Origin of the sequence: Streptomyces sp. NPDC005408 (assembly GCF_040606445.1) — a bacterium.
Lineage (GTDB): Bacteria > Actinomycetota > Actinomycetes > Streptomycetales > Streptomycetaceae > Streptomyces.
In genome coordinates, this window is the sequence record NZ_JBEXEX010000002.1 from 369,630 (window position 1) to 388,686 (window position 19,057).

Here is a 19,057-nt window from a genome sequence, read left to right on the forward strand (position 1 = left end):
GACGGATCCGTCCACCCGGATTCCCTTCTCCGGCCGCCTCTCCGCCGGGAAGCTGGTGATCACCGGCAGTTGGAACGCCCTAACCGGGCGTCACGCCGCACTGATCCCTGTATGCGCCGACCGAAGGAACAGCCATGTCCCGTAACCGTCTTGCCCATGCCGCCGCCATCGTCTCCATCGCCCTGGGCGCCGCGCTCGTCGCCCCCACGACCGCAGTCGCCGCCAGCCCGCTCAGCTCCATAAGCGTCGCGGCGGCCACGGACGAACCCGTCACCTCGGTCGCCGCGGCCGAGGACGACTGGGCCTGGCAGCGCTGACCGCACCGCCACGTGTCCCGACACCGCTCATCGCCGAAATCCACTCACCTGGAGGCCCAGTGGACATCCGACAACTGACGACATTTCACAAGGTCGCCACGCTGCTCAGCTTCACACGCGCTGCGACCGAGCTCAACTACGCCCAGTCCAGCGTGACGGCCCAGATCAAGAGCCTGGAGACCTCGCTGGGGGTGGAGCTCTTCGAACGGCTCTCGGGCAAGATCCAGCTCACCCAGGCCGGCCGACGGCTCCTGCCGTACGCCGAGCAGATGCTCAGTCTCGCCGGTGAGGCGCGCGGAGCGACCTCCGGCGCGGGTGACCCGTCCGGCCTGCTCACCATCGGCACCATGGAGAGCATCACCTCGTACCGGATGCCGCCGGTCCTGGAGTTCTTCCATCACCGTTATCCGCAGCTGCAGTTGGTGCTGCGGCCGAGCCTGTGCGCCGAGACACTGCACTCGCTGCGCCAGGGCACCTTCGACATGGGCTTCCTGATGGAGGCCGAAACCCAGCATTCGGGCGTGGAGAGCGAAGTACTGGGGGCGGAGCCGCTGGTGGTGGTCGCGGCGCCCGAACACCCGCTGGCCGCCGAGGAGAAGGTCTCTCTGGAGCAGCTGCGCGAGGTGCAGGTGCTGGCGCCGGAGGCGGGCTGCGCCTACCGCGAGCTGTTCGAGGCCGAGCTGAACGACGGCACGGGCGAGCCGGTGCCGTTCCTGGAGTTCGGCAATATCGAGTCGATCAAGCGCGGGCTGACGGCGGGCCTGGGAGTGAGCCTGCTGCCCACCATGACGGTGGCCGACGACATCGAGGCGGGGTCGCTGGCCGTGCTGGCCTGGGAGCCGCCGTTCGAGGTCTTCACCCAGCTCGCCTGGCGCAGGGGCCGCCATCTCTCCCGCGAGATGCGCCTGTTCATCGACCGCACGGTCGAGTTCATGGCGGGCGACTACTGAACCCACCGACGACGACCGGCACGTGATCGAACTTCGCGATTCCGGCCATCGAGGAATCCGTAACGATCGCCCTGGACTGGAATGACGAAACACCGAGATCATCTCCTGTGTCATTCCCTCACATCGCGGAGCAAAGAATGCCCAATCTTGTGCGCCCGGCGAAGAAGTTCATGGTGTCGAGCGTATCTTCCGATGCCCACATGTGGAACCTGGTGTTTCTCCAACTGCTGCTCGAGGAGTACGGCGGCGAAGTCTCCAACCTCGGAGCCTGCGTGCCTGACCAGGTCATCATTGACGAGTGCCGGAAGGATCGGCCGGACGTTCTGGTCCTCAGTACCGTGAACGGACACGGCCATCTGGACGGCCTCCGGCTCATACGCAAAATACGCAGCGAGCCGGACCTGGAGAATCTGCGCGTCGTCATCGGCGGAAAGCTCGGAGTGCGCGGGGCCGAGAATGTGCAATTCATCGAGGCACTCTCGGAGGGCGGCTTCGACGCCGTTTTCGAGTCGGAGGGCGGTCTCGAGAATTTCAACGAATTCCTCGGGAGCCTGAACTCCGGGCCGCGGGCGGCACTTCCCATGGCGCAGGCCGCCGCATGAGCAGCGCCCTCGCCCCCGCAGCCACCGCCGGCCCCGCCACCAACGCGCTCGTCCTTCCGCGCCGCAGCCGCTTCTCCTCCTTCGTGCACCGGGCGAAGGAGGCGGGGCAGCTCGTCGTCCAGCCCCGCATGGGCTTCGCCGAGATTCCCGTCATGCGCGAGGGGCTGGCCGGCGTCCGCACCGCCCACGCCACCGCCGTCGGCACCATCACCCTGGACAGCTACACCCGCGTCAACGACCACGACTCGGCCCGCAGCGCGCTGCGTACGGGAGCCGAACTCAACGGCTTCCCGCTCGTCGCCCACGGCCCCGACGCCACCCGCGCCATGCTCGACGGCCTTTCCGGGGACGACTTCCCGGTCCAGGTCCGGCACGGTTCCGCACTGCCCTATCCGCTCTTCGAGGCGATGGTCGCCACCGGCGTCGACGCGACCGAGGGCGGCCCTGTCTCGTACTGCCTGCCCTACAGCCGGGCGCCGCTGACCGAGGCGGTCGACGCCTGGTCCCGCTGCTGCGACCTGCTCGCAGCGCAGGACGAGCAGATGCACCTGGAGAGCTTCGGCGGCTGCATGCTGGGCCAACTGTGCCCGCCCAGCCTGCTGGTGGCCCTCAGCATCCTGGAGGGCCTCTTCTTCCAGGAGCACGGGCTCACCAGCATCTCGCTCAGTTACGCCCAGCAGACACACCCCGGCCAGGACCTGGAGGCCATCGCAGCGCTGCGCAGGCTCGCGGGTGAACGGCTGGCCGCCACCGACTGGCATGTCGTTCTCTACACGTACATGGGTGTCTATCCCCGCACCCCGGTGGGCTCCTTCCGGATTCTGGAGGACAGCGCCCGGCTGGCCGTGCGCAGCGGCGCCGAGCGGCTCATCGTCAAGACTCCGGCGGAGGCTCACCGGATCCCCACCGTCGCGGAGAACGTGGACGCGCTGGAGTTCGCGGCCGCGGTGGCCGCCGACGAGCATGCCGCCGGGCGGCCCGAACTGCCCACCAGCACCGGCCTGTACGAAGAGGCCCTGAATCTGGTCGACAGCACGCTCGAACTCGGCAGCACCGTCGGCGCCGCCCTGGTCCTGGCGTTCAGCCGCGGCCATCTCGATGTGCCGTTCTGTCTGCACCGCGACAACGCCAACAAGTCCCGGGCGTACGTCGATCCGCGCGGCCTGCTGCGCTGGGCAGACCCCGGCTCGATGCCGCTGCGGGCGGACACCTCGACGGGCCACCGTGCGCTCTCCGCGCAGGGCCTGATCGACATGCTCGGCTACAACGAGCGCCGTTTCGACCGTGAGCAGCTGACCCGAACCCCCTTGCGGAGCCTGACATGAGCGTTGCCGTCGCCACGGCCCTGAGCCCGACCCTTGCCACCGCCCCGACCCTTGCTTCGATACGCCGACGGGGCACCCTGCGCGCCGTCGTGAGCCGCGGCATCCGCGGGCTCTCGCTGCCAGGCGACAACGGCTGGAGCGGCCTGGACACCGACATCGCGCGCGCGGTGGCCGCCGCTGCCCTGGGCGACGCGGACGCGGTCCAGTGGCTGCCCGCCGACCCGGCCGAGCGGCTCGATGCGCTGTCCGCGGGCGGCGCCGAGCTGACCGTCTGCAATCTGACCTGGACGCTCGGCCGCGAGGCGCAGTGGCCGGTCCTGTTCGCCGGAGTCACCTGCTACGACGGCGAAGGCTTCCTCGTCCGCGCGGACAGCGGGATCGAGGACCCGGCGCAGCTGGCCGGGCACCGGGTGGCGGTGCAGGCGGGCACCACGAGCGCCGCGAATCTGGCCGCCTGGTACGGGCGCCGGGAGCTGTCCGTCGAGCCGGTCGCCTTCCCGACGCCCGCCGAGACCCTGGCCGGTTACGCGTCCGGTGCCTGCTCGGCGTACGTCCTGGACCGGGTCGCACTGGCCGGTGAGCGCGCGGCGCTGCCGGACCCGGCGGCCCACCGCATCCTCGACACCGCGATCTCGCGTGAGCCGATGGCCGCCGCCGTACGCGACGACGACCCCGACTGGTACCGGCTGTGCCGCTGGGTGCTCCAGCTGCTCACGGCGGCCGAGCACCACGTCGACGAGGCGGGCGACGGCGGGCGCGAGCAGGCCCTTGCCGAGGCCGCGCGCCTGGCCGGCCGGCACGGCCCCGCGATCGGTCTCGACGAGCGCTGGGCGGCCCGGGTGCTGGCCACCGTCGGAACATACGCCGACATCTACGAGCGCAACCTCGGGGCCGCTTCGGGCCTCGGCGTACCGCGCGGGCTCAACGAGCTGTGGACCAGGGGCGGGCTGCACTACGCCGTCCCCCTGCAATGACCGGACGTCACCCACCCCACCCCTGGAAGGACTCTCATGAGTACTGACACCCGTCCCGCCGCCACGGAGACGAAGGGAGCGATCGAACTCACCGCGGCCATGGTGCTCTCCGGCACCCTCGGCATCTTCGTGGTCGAGTCCGGGGCCTCGCCCTTCAACGTCGTCTTCTTCCGCTGCGTGTTCGGAGCGATCGCGCTCGCCCTCTACTGCCTGGTGCGCGGCCTGTTCAAGAACCACGGCTTCACCCCGAAGAAGGTCGGCCTGGCGGCCCTCGGCGGCGTCTTCATCGTCTTCAACTGGGCTTTCCTCTTCGAGTCGTACGAGTCGACGTCGATCTCCGTGGCGACCGTCGTCTACCACACGCAGCCGTTCTACGTGGTGCTGCTGGGCGCGCTGCTCTTCCGCGACAAGCTCACCCGTACCAAGTTCGGCTGGCTCGGCATCGCCTTCGTCGGACTGATCCTGGTGGCCGGGGTCTCCGTCTCCGACTTCCAGGGCGGTGGCAACAAGGAGTACCTGACCGGTCTCGGCTTCGCGCTGCTCGCGGCCCTCTTCTACGCGTTCGCCACCGTCATCACCAAGCGCGTGACCGGTGTGAAGCCGCATCTGGTCGCGCTGATCCAGGTCGTGCTCGGCATCCCGCTGCTGCTGCCGTTCGCCTCCTTCGGCGACATGAAGGGCATGGGCGGGGACTGGGGCTGGCTGGTCGGCCTCGGTCTGATCCACACCTGCCTGATGTACGTGCTGATGTACTCCGCCTACCAGAAGCTGCCGACCGCGAAGATCGCCGTTCTGGCTTTCATCTACCCGGCCATCGCCATGCTCTGCGACTGGGCCGTCTACGGCCACAGCGTGAGCCTGCTGCAGGCGCTGGGCATTCCGCTGATCGTCGGGGCGAGCCTCGGCATCAACCTGGGCTGGCAGTTCGGCCCCCGCCGCGCCCCCGAGGCCACCGCTCCTGCTGCGGCCGCCCCCGCCCCCGCACCCGAGCCGGAAGCCGTCGCCGTCGCCGCGCCCGAGGCCGAGAAGATCACAATCGGAGACGCCCGATGACACTCGTGACCGACACCACCGCCCCGCGGATCGCCATCGTCGGAGCCACCGGCGCCGTCGGCAGCACCCTGATCGAGCTGATCGAGGAGCGCGGCCTGCGCTACCGCGCCATGGAGCTGGTGGCCTCCTCCCGCTCGGCGGGCAGGCTGCTCTCGGTCGAGGACCGGGAGTACGCGGTCCAGGCCGTCGAGGAGTTCGACTTCTCCACGGTGGACGTGGCCTTCTTCTCCGCGGGCACCGCCGTCAGCGAGAAGTGGGTGCCAGTCGCCACCGCTGCCGGCGCCCTGGTCATCGACAACACCATCGCCTTCCGGATGGACCCGGACACCCCCCTCGTCGTACCCCAGGTCAACGCCCACGAGCTGGACCGGCGCCCGGTGAGCGGTGTTGTCGCCAACCCCAACTGCTCGACGATTCCGCTGGTCCGGCTCCTGCAGTGCGTGGAGACGCGCTGGGGCATCCGGCAGGCCGTCGTCAGCACCTACCAGGCCGCATCCGGCCTCGGCTACTCCGGAGTGGAGGAGCTCCAGGAGGCCAGCCGTGCCTCGCTGCAGGGTCCCGACACGGATTTCGAGCCGCAGGAGTTCACGCCGAACCTCGCCTTCAACGTCATCCCGAAGATCGACCGCTTCCTGGACTCCGGCTTCACGCTGGAGGAGCAGAAGATGCTCGTGGAGTCCCGGAAGATCCTGGGGATGCCGCACCTCGACGTCACGACGACCTGCGTCCGGGTGCCGGTGGCCAACTGCCACTCCGAGGCCGTCTACATCGAGTGCCAGGCGCCGGTCGACCGCGCCGAGCTCGTGGGCGTACTGGCGGGGCTGCCGGAGGTGACGGTCCACGACCAGGAGGTCGCGACCGCCTTCCCGACCCCGACCACGGCCGGCAACCCGGACCATGTCCACGTCGGCCGGGTCCGTATCACCCAGAACAACCCGCGTGCCTTCTGGCTCTGGCTGGTCGCCGACAACCTCCGTATCGGCGCGGCCCTCAACGCCATCCAGATCGCCGAGGAGCTGGTGGATCGGGGCACCATATGACCGCGCCCGCCGCCGCACCGGCCGTTGTGAAGTTCGGCGGATCCAGCTTCCGTACGCTCGCCGCGTACGGTGATCTCGCCGAGGCCCTCGGCCGCCGCGTCCGGGACGAGGGCACCAAGCTGGTCGTCGTGGTCAGCGGACAGCCCGGCGAGACCGAGCAGTTCAGGGAGCGGCTGAGCCAGGTCAATCCGCACCCCGAGGACGAGACCGTCGCGGGTCTGCTGACCCTTGCCGACACGATCGGGGCCCAGCTGCTGGCCACGGCTCTGCACCGGCAGGGCTTCAACTCCACGGTGCTGGCCGGTCACCAGCTCGGTCTGGTCACCAACTCCGCCTTCATGTGGGCCCGGTTGGAGCGGACCGACCCGGGTCCGCTGCGTGCCGCGCTGCGGGACCACGACGTGGTCGTGGTCCCCGGCGGGCAGGCCGCCGACGCGCAGGGCAGGCCCACCTGGCTCGGCAAGAACAGTTCCGACCTGTCGGCGGTGGCCGTGGCCGCCGCCGTCGGGGCCCCGCGGTGCGAGATCCACTCGGACGTGGACGGCATCTACAGCACCGACCCGCACCTGGTGAGCGGCACGAGGCTGCTGAAGGAGGTCTCGTACAACACGGCGGCACTGATGTCCCTGTACGGGGCGAAGGTGCTGCACCGCAGGGCGGTGCGGCTCGCACAGAAGCACCGGATCGAGATCGCCTGCCGCCTCAACCGCGCGCCGTTCCCGGTGGGTTCGGTCATCGGCACCGCAGGTTCCTCGGTCGCCGCCGTCGTACTCAACCAGCGGTCCACGACGCTTCGTTACCTCACCGACGAGCTGGCCGACCAGGCGTACACCGCCTTCCACGGCGCGAACATCGACACCATCCGGCTCACGTCGGGCCCGCTGGTGGCCGTCGTCGGCGGCTTCGTCGACCTGGAGGAGTTCCAGCGGCGTCAGGGCATGACCCCCGGCGAGTTCGCCGGTGTGCCGGTCACGGCCGTCCGGGGCAGCAAAGTCGCCACGCATCTCGCCGCGGGCGAGGACGAGGCCCTGCATCTGGCCCAGCGCCTGCACGACCAACTCAACGACGCACATGCACCGTTCCCCGAATCCGAGCTCCAAGGAGTGTGACCCGTATGACCGCCACCGTCGACCGCCCGCTCGGCGCAGGCACCCCGTCCGGCCCGGCCGCCGTCCCCACCCTCGGCACGATCACCCTGTCCGACGGGGTCCGGGACGCGCTCGGCGCCGGGCTTGAGGCGCTGCCCCACCCCGACACGGACATCGACCGGTCGATGACCCGCTACCACCAGATCTTCGCGGGCCTGCCCACCGAACAGCTCCAGCAGATCCTGGACTTCGGCCGGCACATCGACACCCCGGGCGTGACGCTGATCAGCAACCTTCCGGTGGACGAGGCGCTGCCCCCGACGCCGTCCGACGGCGGTCCGAGCCGTGAGAAGAGCAGCTTCGTCGCCGAGGGTGTGCTGCTGGGTCTCAGCGGTCTGCTCGGCGAGCCGCTGGGCGTTCTGACGGAGAAGGCCGGTCAGCTCGTCCACGATGTCATCCCGGTCGCGGGCGGCTCGAAGACGCAGACCAACCAGGGTTCGGAAGTCTTCCTGAACTTCCACAGCGACATCATGCACGACGTGATCGGCCGCTACGACGTCGCCAACCCCGACTTCCTGGTGCTCAGCTGCCTGCGCGCGGACCACGAGGGAGTGGCGGCGACGCACTATGCCGACGCCCGCGACATCGCGTCCGCGCTCGACCCCGCGGTGCTGGAGACGCTGCGCAGTCCGCTGTTCCGCCTGAACGCCCCGGGCAGCTACACCCGGAACATCGCGGGCGACGCGGAGGTGCTCTCCGACCCGGTGCCGCTGATCAGCGGCAGCCTCGACTCCCCTGAGATCGCCATCTCGGCGAACGGCGTCCGCGCCCTGACGAGCGGCGCCCAAGCGGCCTTGGACCAGCTCCAGGACATCTGCCAGTCGGTGGCCCACAAGGTGCTGCTGCGTCCGGGCCAGGCCCTGCTGATCAACAACCGCAAGGGGGTGCACGCGCGTTCGTCCTTCTCGGCCCGCTACGACGGCGAGGACCGCTGGCTCCAGCGGACGTATGTGCGGCGCAGCCTGTGGAACATCCGCTACCGGGTGACGCAGGAGAACAGGCGCGTGCACTACTGAGCCGGGGCCGGGCCCCGGACCCCCGCGCTTCAAGGGGCGTATCGGGGTCTGGGGGCCCGCCGCCAGTTCGGGAAGGGGCGGGGCGGGGAACAAACAAGCGGACGGCGCCCGCGCCGCCCGCCCCGCCGCCGCCAGGCTTTACGCGCAGGACTGTTCCTGACTGGTCGTCAGGTCTGTAATCTGACTATGCGTCAGTTAGCGGCCAACGAGCAGGAGCGGGGCACAGCGATGCTTGGATCTACTCACGGCACCCTCACCTCCGACCTCCGCGCACGTGTGGTGGCCTGCGGGGAGCAGCCCCGCAATGCCGTCCACGACACGGCCGCGGTGACCGCAGCCGACGGCGATCTGGATGTCAGCGGGCGGCCGTTGTACGCGGCCGTACCCGATCTGGACCGCTTCTTCCGGCCCGCGTCCGTCGCTGTCGTCGGGGCGTCCGACGGTGAGGGGCGGCCCAATACCGGTATCACCCGGCAGCTCGTCGACTGGGCCGAGCGCGTCGGGGCGCGGCTGTATCCCGTGCATCCCTCCCGTAAGAGCGTCTTCGGGCTGGCCTGCGTCCCCTCCGTAGCCGAGCTGCCCGAGCAGGTCGATCTCGCCGTGCTGCTGGTCGGCGATCCGCTGCCGGTCATCGAGGAACTCGCCGAGGCCAAGGTGAAGTTCGCCGTCGCTTTCGCCTCCGGGTATGCCGAGACCGGCCAGGAGGGCGCGGCGGCGCAGACGCGGCTGGCGGCCGCGGTGGAGCCTTCGGGGCTGCGGCTCCTCGGCCCCAACACCAATCTCAACGCCTTCGAGAAGTTCCGGGACGACCTGGAAGGACCGGCGATCGCGCTGATCACCCAGTCCGGACACCAGGGGCGGCCCGTGTTCACCATGCAGGAGCTGGGCGTACGGCTCTCGCACTGGGCGCCCACCGGCAACGAGGCCGATCTGGAGACCGCCGACTTCATCTCGTACTTCGCCGAGCGCCCCGAGGTCGGGGCGATCGCCTGCTACGTGGAGGGGCTCAAGGACGGACGCTCCTTCCTGCTCGCCGCCGACCGCGCCGCGCGGCGCGGGGTGCCGGTCGTCGCGGTCAAGGTCGGGCGGACCGAGACCGGGGCGCGGATGGCCGCCTCGCACACCGGCAAGCTGACCGGCGCCGACCAGGTGGTGGACGCCGCGATGCGGCAGTTCGGCGTGATCCGCGTGGACGGGCTCGACGAACTCCAGGACACCTCCGCCCTGTTGGCGCGAGCCCGCAAGCCGGTTGCCGACGGGGTCGTCGTCTACTCGATCTCGGGCGGCACGGGCGCGCACTTCTCGGATCTGGCCACGGCGGCCGGGCTGAAGCTCCCGCCGCTCCCGGAGGCCAAGCAGGCCGAGCTGCACACCTGGATACCGGAGTATCTGAGCGTCGGGAATCCCGTCGACAACGGCGGCCACCCGGTGGGTGACTGGCGTGGCCGGAAGATCATCGACGCGATTCTCGACGACCCGTCCGTCGGGGTGCTGATCTGTCCCATCACCGGTCCGTTCCCGCCGATGAGCGACAAGCTCGCGCAGGATCTGGTGGACGCGGCGGAGACCACGGACAAGCTGGTGTGCGTGGTGTGGGGATCGCCGGTGGGTACGGAGTCGGCATACCGGGAGACGCTCCTCGGGTCCTCGCGGGTCGCCACCTTCCGTACCTTCGGCAACTGCATCACAGCCGTACGCGCCTATCTGGACCACCACCGCTTCACGACCGGCTACGCCTCACCCTTCGACGAGGCGCCGCGCACCCCCTCCCCCTCCTTCCGCAAGGCGCAGGCGCTGATGCGCCCGGGCAAGCAGCTGAGCGAGCACGCGGCGAAGTCGCTTCTGCGGGCGTACGGCATCCGCGTGCCGCGCGAGCAGCTGGTGACCAGCGCGGCGGCGGCGGTCCGGGCCGCGGGTCTGGTCGGCTATCCGGTGGTCATGAAGGCGTCCGGGACTCAGCTGGCCCACAAGACCGAGCTGGGCCTGGTCAAGGTCGGGCTGACCTCGGCCAGCCAGGTCCGTGACGCCTATCGCGAGCTGACCGACATCGCCCGTTACGAGGGCGTCGAGCTGGACGGAATCCTGGTCTGCCAGATGGTCGAGCGGGGGGTCGAGATGGTCGTCGGTGTCACCCAGGACGCGCTGTTCGGCCCGACCGTGACGGTGGGCCTGGGCGGGGTGCTGGTGGAGGTGCTGCACGACACCGCCGTACGCGTCCCTCCCTTCGGCGAGGACCAGGCGCGCGCGATGCTCGGCGAACTGCGCGGCCGCGCCCTGCTGGACGGGGTCAGGGGCGGTCCGCCGGTGGATGTCGACGCGCTGGTCGAAGTCGTCCTGCGGGTCGAGCGCATGGCGCTCGAGCTGGGCGACGAGCTCTCCGAGCTGGACATCAACCCGTTGATGGTGCTGCCGCGCGGGCAAGGCGCGGTGGCGCTCGACGCACTGGCGGTGTGCCGGTGAGCGAGAGCGAGCTCTTGGTGCTGCACGCCGTCGAGAACGGCGTCGCCTGGATCACCCTCAACCGCCCCGAGGCCATGAACGCCGTCACCTGGGACCAGCGGGAGAGGATCATCGCGCTGCTCGACGCCGCCTCCGCCGATCCCGGGATCAGGGCCGTCGTCATCACCGCCACCGGCACGGGCTTCTGCGCCGGCGCGGATCTGCGCGGTACGCCGCAGACGGGCCGGGAGCGGATCGCCGGTGACGTCGCGCGGACGATCCGGCTGGGGGCGCAGCGGCTGATCGGGGCCGTACTGGACTGCGAGAAGCCCGTGATCGCCGCCGTGAACGGCACCGCCGCCGGTATCGGCGCGCATCTCGCCTTCGCCTGCGATCTGGTGCTTGCGGCCGAACCCGCCAAGTTCATCGAGGTGTTCGTACGCCGCGGACTCGTCCCGGACGGCGGCGGGGCGTATCTCCTGCCCCGGCTGATCGGGCCGCACCGCGCCAAGGAGCTGATGTTCTTCGGCGACGCGCTCCCGGCGGCCGAGGCCGAGCGGATCGGACTGGTCAACCGGGTCGTGCCGGCACAGGAGTTGGCGAAGACGGCACGCGAGTGGGCGGAACGGCTGGCGGCGGGGCCGACGCGAGCCCTCGCACTCACCAAGCAGCTGGTGAACGCCTCGCTCGGCACGGACCGGGCCACGGCCTTCGCCGCCGAGGCGGCCGCGCAGGAGATCAATATGACGACACGGGACGCGAACGAGGGCGTGGCAAGCTTCGTGGAACGCCGGACTCCCCGGTACGAGGGCCACTGACCCGCCTCTTCCAATCTGACGATGCGTCAGCTTCAATGGCTGTTGTGATGGGACATGCAGGGATGGCGGCCACCGCCGTCCGATACCTCAGGTCGGTCGGGGCCCCCACGGCCACCGAGCCGTTCGACGCCTTGCCGCGTCCGGACCTGCGAGCCGTCGGCGACGACGAACGGCTGCCCGTCGACCCGGGCGAATTCCGGCGCGTGCTCGGCCACTTCGCGACCGGCGTCACGGTCATCACGGCCCACGACGACAGCGGCCCTGCCGGTTTCGCCTGCCAGTCCTTCGCGTCCCTCTCACTCGAACCCCCGCTGGTCGCCTTCATGGTCGCCCGTACGTCGACGACCTGGCCGCGCATCGCCCGCGCCGGGTCCTTCTGCGTCAACGTCCTGGGCGCGCACCAGGGCGAACTGTGCCGGGGCTTCGCGGTCAGCGGCGCGGACAAGTTCGCGGGAGTCCCCTACGACCGCGCTCCGGCCACCGGGTCGCCGCGCCTGGACTCCGTGCCGGCCTGGATCGACTGCACGATCCAGACCGTTCACACGGGCGGCGACCACCTGATCGTCGTGGGCCGGGTGGAGGCACTCGGCACGAGCGAGGAAGGCGCTGCGGCCGAGGGCGCGGCAGCGGGCGAGGACGGCGCGCCGCTGCTCTTCCACCGGGGGAAGTTCGGCCGCTTCAGCGCGTGAGCGGGTCGGCGGCCTTCGCCGGCGCCACCGCGGGCAGCGTGGCCAGTGGCCTGCGGCGGATCACCAGGGCCATCAGCGCCGCCGCCGCGCACAGGGCGCCCGAGGCGTACCAGACCACGTCGTACGAGCCGAAGACATCCCGCGCCATACCGCCCGCGAACGCCACAACCGCCGCGCCCACCTGGTGCGATGCGAGCACCCAGCCGAAGACGATCGCACTGTCCTCGCCGTAGTGCTCGCGGCACAGGGCGATCGTCGGCGGGACGGTCGCCACCCAGTCGAGGCCGTAGAAGACGATGAAGAAGAGCATCGGCGGGTGGACGGACGGGGCCAGCAGCATCGGCAGGAAGAGCAGTGAGATGCCGCGCAGCGCGTAGTAGACCGCCAGCAGGCGTCGCGCCTCGAAGCGGTCGGTGAACCAGCCCGATGCGATCGTGCCGACGACATCGAAGACACCGATCACCGCGAGCAGCGAAGCGGCCGCCGTGATCGGCATGCCGTGGTCGTGCGCGGCGGGCACGAAGTGGGTCTTGACCAGGCCGTTCGTCGATGCGCCGCAGATCGCGAAGGTGCCCGCGAGCAGCCAGAACGGGCCGGTGCGAGACGCCCGGAGCAGCACCGCGACCGCGCGGCGGGCCGCGCCCGGCACCGGATCGGGCTTGGGCGTGAAGCCCTCCGCGCCGTACGCCGCGATCCCCACGTCCGCCGGGTGGTCACGCAGCAGCAGCCAGACGAAGGGGACCACGGCCAGCGCCGAGAGCGCGACCGTGACGGCGGCCGGACGCCAGCCGTGGTGCTCGACCAGCCAGGAGAGAAGGGGGAGGAAGACGAGCTGGCCCGAGGCGCCCGCCGCGGTGAGGATGCCGGTGACCAGGCCGCGCCTCTGTACGAACCATCTGTTCGTGACCGTCGCGGCGAAGGCCAGCGCCATCGAGCCGCTGCCGAGGCCGACCAGGATTCCCCAGTACAGGACCAGTTGCCAGGACGTGGTCATGAAGACCGTCAGCCCGGAGCCGAGCGCGATGACCGACAGGGCCACGGCGACGACCCGGCGGATGCCGAAGCGGTCCATGAGCGCCGCGGCGAACGGCGCCGTGAGCCCGTACAGCGCGAGATTGACCGAGACAGCGAAGCCGATCGTGCCGCGCGACCAGTCGAACTCCTCGTGCAGCGGCTCGATCAGCAGACCGGGCAGCGAGGCGAAGGCCGCTGCGCCGATGATCGTCACGAAGGTGACGACGGCGACGAACCACGCGCGGTGGATACGGGGAGGACGACGAAGGGTCTGCGGGCTGCCGTGCGGTGCGGTTGTCTCGTTCACGTCACTCAGCATCCGGGGACGGACCATGCGCATCGAGTGGCCCGAGGGACAGCATTCGATAGGATCGGGCCATGGATGACATCACAACGCACGGGGTCAAGAGGCATCGGGTTGTCGTGCTGGCACTGCCCGGGCTGCTCCCCTTCGAGCTGGGCATCCCGCACCGGATCTTCGGCCGCGCCAAGAACGCGGGCGGCAATCCCCTGTACGAGATCGTCACCACCTCGATCCGGCCGGGACCCGTCCGCACGGACGCCGACTTCGACATCCACGTCGAGCACGGCCCCGAAGTCCTGGCCACCGCGGACACCGTCGTCATCCCCGCGTCGTACGAGCTGGGGCCGGTCTACGACGAGGGCCGCCTCACCGAAGAGCTGGCCGACGCCCTGGCGTACATCCGGCCCGGCACCCGCATGGTCTCCATCTGCACCGGCGGTTACGTCCTCGCCGCAGCCGGATACCTGAACGGCCGGCCCGCAACGACGCACTGGTCCTCCGCCGAGCACTTCCAGCGGCTCTTCCCGTCCGTCAAGGTCGACGCCGATGTCCTCTTCATCGACGACGGGGACGTGCTCACCTCGGCGGGCGTCGCGGCGGGCATCGATCTGTGCCTGCACATCGTGCGGCGCGACCACGGCACGGCCGTCGCCAACGACGTCGCGCGCCGCACCGTCGTACCGCCGCACCGGGACGGCGGGCAGGCCCAGTACATCCACCGGCCCGTCCCCGAACCGCAGTTGGCGACCACCACCAGCGCGCGGGCCTGGGCGATGAGCCGCCTGCACGAGCCCATCCAGCTACGCGACATGGCCGACCAGGAGTCCATGTCGGTACGGACGTTCACGCGGCGCTTCCGCGAGGAGGCGGGCATCAGCCCCGGCCAGTGGCTCACGCGGCAGCGCGTGGAACGGGCCCGGCATCTGCTGGAGTCCACGGATCTCTCGGTCGACCAGGTGGCACGGGACGCGGGCTTCGGTACGGCACAGTCGATGCGACAACATCTGCAGGCGGCGCTGGGGGTCCCGCCGACCGCCTACCGGCGCGCGTTCCGCGCCGCTGCCGCAGAATGAGGGGGCCGGGGAGGCTGCGGGGGCTCAGAACGTCAGCACGCCGCGCGCCACCCGCCCGTGGTGCGCATCGTCCGCCGCCTTCGCGAAGTCCTCGACCGGATACGTCTCGGTCACCAGCTCGTCCAGCAGCAGTCGGCCCTGCCGGTACAGCTCCGCGTACAGGGCGATGTCGTGCTGAGGGCGCGAGGAGCCGTACCGGCAGCCCAGGATCGACTTGTCGAGGAACATGGCGGCGGGCACGAAGGACGCCTCCGCCGTCGCCGAGGGCATCCCGAGCAGGATCGCCTGCCCGTGCCGGTCGAGCAGCTCGATCGCCTGCCGGATCAGACCGACATGCCCGACGCACTCGAAGACATGGTCGGCCCCGGTGGGCAGGATCTCCCGCACCCCGTCGGCCGACGCGAGGAAGTCGGTCGCCCCGAACTGCCGGGCCACCGCCTCCTTCGCCGGGTTCGAGTCGACGGCGACGATCGCTGACGCGCCCGCGATCCGGGCGCCCTGGATGACGTTCAGCCCGATGCCGCCCGTCCCGATGACGACGACGGTGTCGCCGCGGTCGACCTTTGCGCGGTTCAGTACGGCTCCGACGCCCGTCAGGACCCCGCAGCCGATCAGCGCGGCGGAGGTGAGCGGCAGGTCGGAGGGGATCTTCACCGCCTGGACCGCCTTGACGATCGTGCGCTCGGCGAAGGCGGAGTTGGAGGCGAACTGGAAGAGCGGCTCGCCTCCGCGGGAGAAGGGCTGTCCGGGACGGCCGATCGCCTTGCGGCACATCGTGGGGCGGCCGCGGTCGCAGTCCGCGCAGGCGCCGCAGTTGGCGAGCGTGGAGAGCGAGACATGGTCGCCGGGCACGACATGGCCGACACCCGCACCGACCGCCTCGACCACGCCCGCGCCCTCGTGCCCGAGAACGACCGGCACGGGGAAGGGGATCGTGCCGTCGATCACGGACAGATCGCTGTGACACAGCCCGGCCGCGGCGACGGCGATCAGGACCTCGCCCGGCCCCGGGTCCCGTATCTCCAGATCGTCGACCACCTGGGGCTGCTTGCCGTCGAAGACGACGCCTCTCATCGGGGCTCCCTCGGTAGGCCGAGCACCCGCTCGGCGATGATGTTGCGCTGGATTTCGTCCGAGCCGCCGTAGATGGTGTCGGCGCGGGTGAAAAGGAACAGGTGCTGGGGTGCGTCGAGTTCGTACGGGCGCTCACTGCTCCAGTCGTACGGGCCCGCCGCCGCGGCCGCGCCCCGGACGGCCATGACGAGCTCTCCGAGGCGCTGGTGCCAGCCGCCCCAGAGCAGCTTGGCGACACTGGGGGCGCCGGGGTCGTCCGAACTGCCCAGCGTGCGCAGGGCGTTCCAGCGCATGGTGCGCAGCTCGGCCCAGTGCCGTACGAGCCGTTCCCTGAGCACGGGATCGTCGGCGGCCCCGCGCTCCACGGCCAGGCGCAGTACGCCCTCCAACTCCTCCGCGAACCCGATCTGCTGGACGAGCGTGGACACCCCGCGCTCGAAGCCGAGCAGGCTCATGGCGACGCGCCAGCCGTTGCCCTCGCCGCCGACGAGATGCTCGGCGCGCGCCTCGGCGCCGTCGAAGAAGACCTCGTTGAACTCACTCGTACCGGTCATCTGGCGGATGGGGCGTACGTCGATACGGCCCGGCTGGTCCATCGGCACGAGCAGGAACGACAGTCCGTGATGGCGCTGCGACCCCTGCTCGGTGCGGGCCAGGACGAAGCACCACTCGGCGTCCTGGGCGAGGGAGGTCCAGATCTTCTGCCCGCTGATCCGGTACGTGTCCTTCTCGCGTACGGCAGCCGTCCGCACCCCGGCCAGGTCCGAACCGGCGCCGGGTTCGCTGTAGCCCTGGCACCAGAACTCCTCGCCGCGGGCGATCGCGGGCAGGAAGCGCCGCTTCTGCTCGTCGGTGCCGTGGGCGATGAGCGTCGGCGCGAGCAGATTCTCGCCGATGTGGCCGACGCGGGCGGGGGCGGCGGCGGCGGCGTACTCCTCGGCCCAGACGACCTGCTGGGTGAGACCGGCCAGGCGGTTGCCATAACCGTCCTCGGCCCAGCCGATCCCGACCCACCCGGCGCGGCCGAGCTCGCGCTCCCATGCGCGGGGGTCGGCGCCGCACTCGTGCTCCTTGAGCCAGGCGCGGGCGTCGCTGCGGAAGGCGTCGTCGGCGGGGCCGAACTCGAAGTCCACGTCGTCTCCTAGCTGAACCGACAGCCCCGCCGGCGTTTGAGGCGCGGGGTCTGGGGCGGAGCCCCGGCGGGGTCTGGGGCGGAGCCCCAGTTCGGGAAGGGGCGGGTAGGGGAACAAGCCCGCCGCGGGCGCGGGGGGTCCCGGGCGGAGCCCCGTTCAACCGTTCGGGCGGTCGCCCGACGCCGCCGCCCTCGCCATTTCCTCCAGGCGCGCCAGCATCGGCATCGGATCCACCCCCACCGTCCCCGGCAGAAAGTCCGCGATCTTCTCCGGCGTCCACGCGCCCTCCGCGTACCCCGCCCGCAGCTCCCTCGGCTGCGCCCATACCGCGATCTTCGGGCCCGCGATCGTGTAGACCTGGCCTGTGATCCGTTCCTCGCGGGCGCGGTCCGAGAGCAGGTAGACCACCAGCGCCGCCACGTCCTCCGGCTCGCCGATCTCCTTCAGTTCCATCGGGACGTTCGCGGACATGCGCGTACGGGCCACCGGAGCGACCGCGTTCGCCGTCACGCCGTACTTGTTCAAGCCGAGCGCCGCGCTGCGTACCAGCGAGATGATGCCGCCCTTCGCGGCCGAGTAGTTGGCCTGCGCGACCGAACCCTGGTGGTTGCCGCTGGTGAAGCCGATCAGAGTTCCGCCGCCCTGCTTGCGCATCACCGCGGACGCCGCCCGGAAGACCGTGAACGTGCCCTTCAGATGCGTGGCGACCACCGGGTCCCACTCCTCCTCGGACATGTTGAAGAGCATCCGCTCGCGCAGGATCCCGGCTACGCACACGACCCCGTCGATCCGCCCGTACTCGGCGAGCGCGACGTCAACGAGCCGCTGCCCCCCGGCCATCGTGGAGATGTCGTCGGCCACGGCGACCGCCTCGCCGCCCGCGGCGACGATCTCCTTGACGACCGACGACGCAATCTCGGACGTCGGCGCACCGCCCCCGATCGCGACGCCGTAGTCGTTGACCACGACCCGCGCCCCCTCGGCCGCCGCGGCCTGTGCCACCGCCCGGCCGATGCCGCGGCCCGCACCGGTGACGGCGACGACCTTGCCTGCCAAGAAGTTCCCCACGTCCGGCCCCTTCCCGCGGTTTCTGACGGACCGTTAGATTCTACGGTCAGTCAGATACTCGAGCACAAGCCCCAGGAGGCACCCCGATGTCACTCCCGGCCGAGTTCCACGAGATCGCCAAACGCGTGAACAACTGGGGCCGTTGGGGTACCGACGACGAGATGGGCACTCTGAACCTGATCACGGACGAGGTCGTCAGGGCCGCCGCCGGAACGGTCCGCAGCGGGCGTCGCGTACCCCTCGCCCTCCCCCTCCACCAGGACGGCATCCAGACCGGCGTCATCCCGGGCCGGGTGAACCCCCTGCACACCATGGTCCAGATCAACCAGGAGCTCTTCGGCCCCGGCACCGTCGCCACCAGCGACGACGCCGTGACCATGGGCCTGCAGGCCGCGACCCACTGGGACGCCCTGACCCATGTCTCCCACTCGGGCAAGATCTACAACGGCCGTCCCGCCGACACCATCACCCCGCACACCCGCGCGCAGTTCAGCGGTATCGACAAGGCCCCGTACATTGTCTCCCGCGGGGTGCTGCTCGATGTCGCGCGCGCCAAGGGCCTCGACCGGCTGCCCGGCGGACATGCCGTCACGCCCGAGGATCTGGACGAGGCCGCGGAGTTCGGCGGCCTCACCGTCGAGCCCGGTGACATCGTTCTCGTACGGACCGGACAGATCCAGGTCGTCCTGGGCGGCGACAAGCACGCCTACGGCTATCCGTCCCCGGGGCTGTCCGTCCGCACCCCCGAGTGGTTCCACGCCCACGATGTCGCCGCCGTCGCGAACGACACCCTCACCTTCGAGATCTTCCCGCCGGAGATCGAGGACCTCTGGCTTCCCGTCCACGCCCTCGATCTCGTCGAGATGGGCATGCTCCAGGGCCAGAACTGGAATCTGGAGAACTTGTCCACAGCCTGTGCGGAAGAGAGGCAGTACGCGTTCCTGCTGTCCGCGATGCCCGAGCCGTTCGTCGGCGGAACCGGGACCCCCGTCGCCCCGGTCGCGGTCCTGTGAGCCCTAC

At 70.5% G+C, this 19,057-nt stretch carries 18 protein-coding genes; 14 read left to right on the forward strand and 4 right to left on the reverse strand.

All coding sequences use genetic code 11. The features are described from left to right. The first annotated feature begins 134 nt into the window (after window positions 1-134). From ABZS64_RS03745 to ABZS64_RS03800, 12 genes are all read left to right on the forward strand, one after another. Window positions 135-317, forward strand: a complete 183-nt coding sequence (locus ABZS64_RS03745) for a hypothetical protein (protein WP_355822702.1) — start codon at window positions 135-137, stop codon at window positions 315-317. 59 nt (window positions 318-376) lie between these two features. Continuing rightward, window positions 377-1,267, forward strand: a complete 891-nt coding sequence (locus ABZS64_RS03750) for a LysR family transcriptional regulator (protein WP_355822704.1) — start codon at window positions 377-379, stop codon at window positions 1,265-1,267. A gap of 137 nt (window positions 1,268-1,404) precedes the next feature. Further along, a complete protein-coding gene (locus ABZS64_RS03755) occupies window positions 1,405-1,869 on the forward strand; it encodes a cobalamin-dependent protein (RefSeq protein WP_355822706.1) in 465 nt (154 codons plus the stop codon). Then, window positions 1,866-3,194, forward strand: coding sequence for a methylaspartate mutase (locus tag ABZS64_RS03760; RefSeq protein ID WP_355822708.1), 1,329 nt, complete (start codon window positions 1,866-1,868; stop codon window positions 3,192-3,194). Before ABZS64_RS03755 ends, ABZS64_RS03760 begins: the two co-directional genes overlap by 4 nt. Next, window positions 3,191-4,168: a transporter substrate-binding domain-containing protein gene (locus tag ABZS64_RS03765; RefSeq protein ID WP_355822710.1), complete on the forward strand. Its 978-nt coding sequence runs from the start codon at window positions 3,191-3,193 to the stop codon at window positions 4,166-4,168. The genes ABZS64_RS03760 and ABZS64_RS03765 overlap by 4 nt, the downstream gene beginning before the upstream one ends. Window positions 4,169-4,204: 36 nt before the next feature. After that, window positions 4,205-5,221 (forward strand): DMT family transporter, encoded by a 1,017-nt coding sequence (locus ABZS64_RS03770; protein ID WP_355822712.1) that lies wholly within the window; start codon window positions 4,205-4,207, stop codon window positions 5,219-5,221. Then, window positions 5,218-6,261 (forward strand): aspartate-semialdehyde dehydrogenase, encoded by a 1,044-nt coding sequence (locus tag ABZS64_RS03775; protein WP_355822714.1) that lies wholly within the window; start codon window positions 5,218-5,220, stop codon window positions 6,259-6,261. The genes ABZS64_RS03770 and ABZS64_RS03775 overlap by 4 nt, the downstream gene beginning before the upstream one ends. Continuing rightward, window positions 6,258-7,370 carry an aspartate kinase gene (locus tag ABZS64_RS03780; protein WP_355822716.1) on the forward strand — a complete coding sequence of 371 codons (1,113 nt, stop codon included), beginning with the start codon at window positions 6,258-6,260 and terminating at the stop codon, window positions 7,368-7,370. Before ABZS64_RS03775 ends, ABZS64_RS03780 begins: the two co-directional genes overlap by 4 nt. A gap of 5 nt (window positions 7,371-7,375) precedes the next feature. After that, window positions 7,376-8,425, forward strand: coding sequence for a TauD/TfdA family dioxygenase (locus tag ABZS64_RS03785; protein ID WP_355822718.1), 1,050 nt, complete (start codon window positions 7,376-7,378; stop codon window positions 8,423-8,425). 228 nt (window positions 8,426-8,653) lie between these two features. Next, complete coding sequence (locus ABZS64_RS03790) at window positions 8,654-10,885, forward strand: acetate--CoA ligase family protein (protein ID WP_355822720.1); 2,232 nt, start codon at window positions 8,654-8,656, stop codon at window positions 10,883-10,885. Window positions 10,886-10,959: 74 nt separating this feature from the next. Next, window positions 10,960-11,682 carry an enoyl-CoA hydratase-related protein gene (locus tag ABZS64_RS03795; protein ID WP_355822795.1) on the forward strand — a complete coding sequence of 241 codons (723 nt, stop codon included), beginning with the start codon at window positions 10,960-10,962 and terminating at the stop codon, window positions 11,680-11,682. A gap of 62 nt (window positions 11,683-11,744) precedes the next feature. Beyond that, on the forward strand, window positions 11,745-12,371 hold the full coding sequence (locus ABZS64_RS03800) for a flavin reductase family protein (RefSeq protein ID WP_355822722.1): 627 nt from the start codon (window positions 11,745-11,747) through the stop codon (window positions 12,369-12,371). Here ABZS64_RS03800 and ABZS64_RS03805 read toward each other — a convergent pair. Continuing rightward, entirely contained in the window at window positions 12,361-13,725 is a 1,365-nt protein-coding gene (locus tag ABZS64_RS03805) for an MFS transporter (RefSeq protein ID WP_355822724.1), read from the reverse strand. The two genes, ABZS64_RS03800 and ABZS64_RS03805, sit on opposite strands and share 11 nt — an antisense overlap. Window positions 13,726-13,763: 38 nt before the next feature. Here ABZS64_RS03805 and ABZS64_RS03810 point away from each other — a divergent pair, with 38 nt between their 5' ends. Then, window positions 13,764-14,762: a helix-turn-helix domain-containing protein gene (locus ABZS64_RS03810; RefSeq protein WP_355822726.1), complete on the forward strand. Its 999-nt coding sequence runs from the start codon at window positions 13,764-13,766 to the stop codon at window positions 14,760-14,762. A gap of 24 nt (window positions 14,763-14,786) precedes the next feature. Here ABZS64_RS03810 and ABZS64_RS03815 read toward each other — a convergent pair whose 3' ends face one another. The 3 genes from ABZS64_RS03815 to ABZS64_RS03825 form a co-directional block, all read right to left on the reverse strand. Then, window positions 14,787-15,836, reverse strand: coding sequence for a Zn-dependent alcohol dehydrogenase (locus tag ABZS64_RS03815; protein ID WP_355822728.1), 1,050 nt, complete (start codon window positions 15,834-15,836; stop codon window positions 14,787-14,789). Beyond that, entirely contained in the window at window positions 15,833-16,969 is a 1,137-nt protein-coding gene (locus ABZS64_RS03820) for an acyl-CoA dehydrogenase family protein (RefSeq protein ID WP_355822730.1), read from the reverse strand. The genes ABZS64_RS03815 and ABZS64_RS03820 overlap by 4 nt, the downstream gene beginning before the upstream one ends. Window positions 16,970-17,125: 156 nt before the next feature. Next, window positions 17,126-18,037, reverse strand: coding sequence for an SDR family oxidoreductase (locus ABZS64_RS03825; protein WP_355822732.1), 912 nt, complete (start codon window positions 18,035-18,037; stop codon window positions 17,126-17,128). Window positions 18,038-18,123: 86 nt separating this feature from the next. On the opposite strand from ABZS64_RS03825, the gene ABZS64_RS03830 reads away from it, so the two are divergent. Beyond that, on the forward strand, window positions 18,124-19,050 hold the full coding sequence (locus ABZS64_RS03830; protein WP_355822734.1) for a cyclase family protein: 927 nt from the start codon (window positions 18,124-18,126) through the stop codon (window positions 19,048-19,050). Window positions 19,051-19,057: the final 7 nt, after the last annotated feature.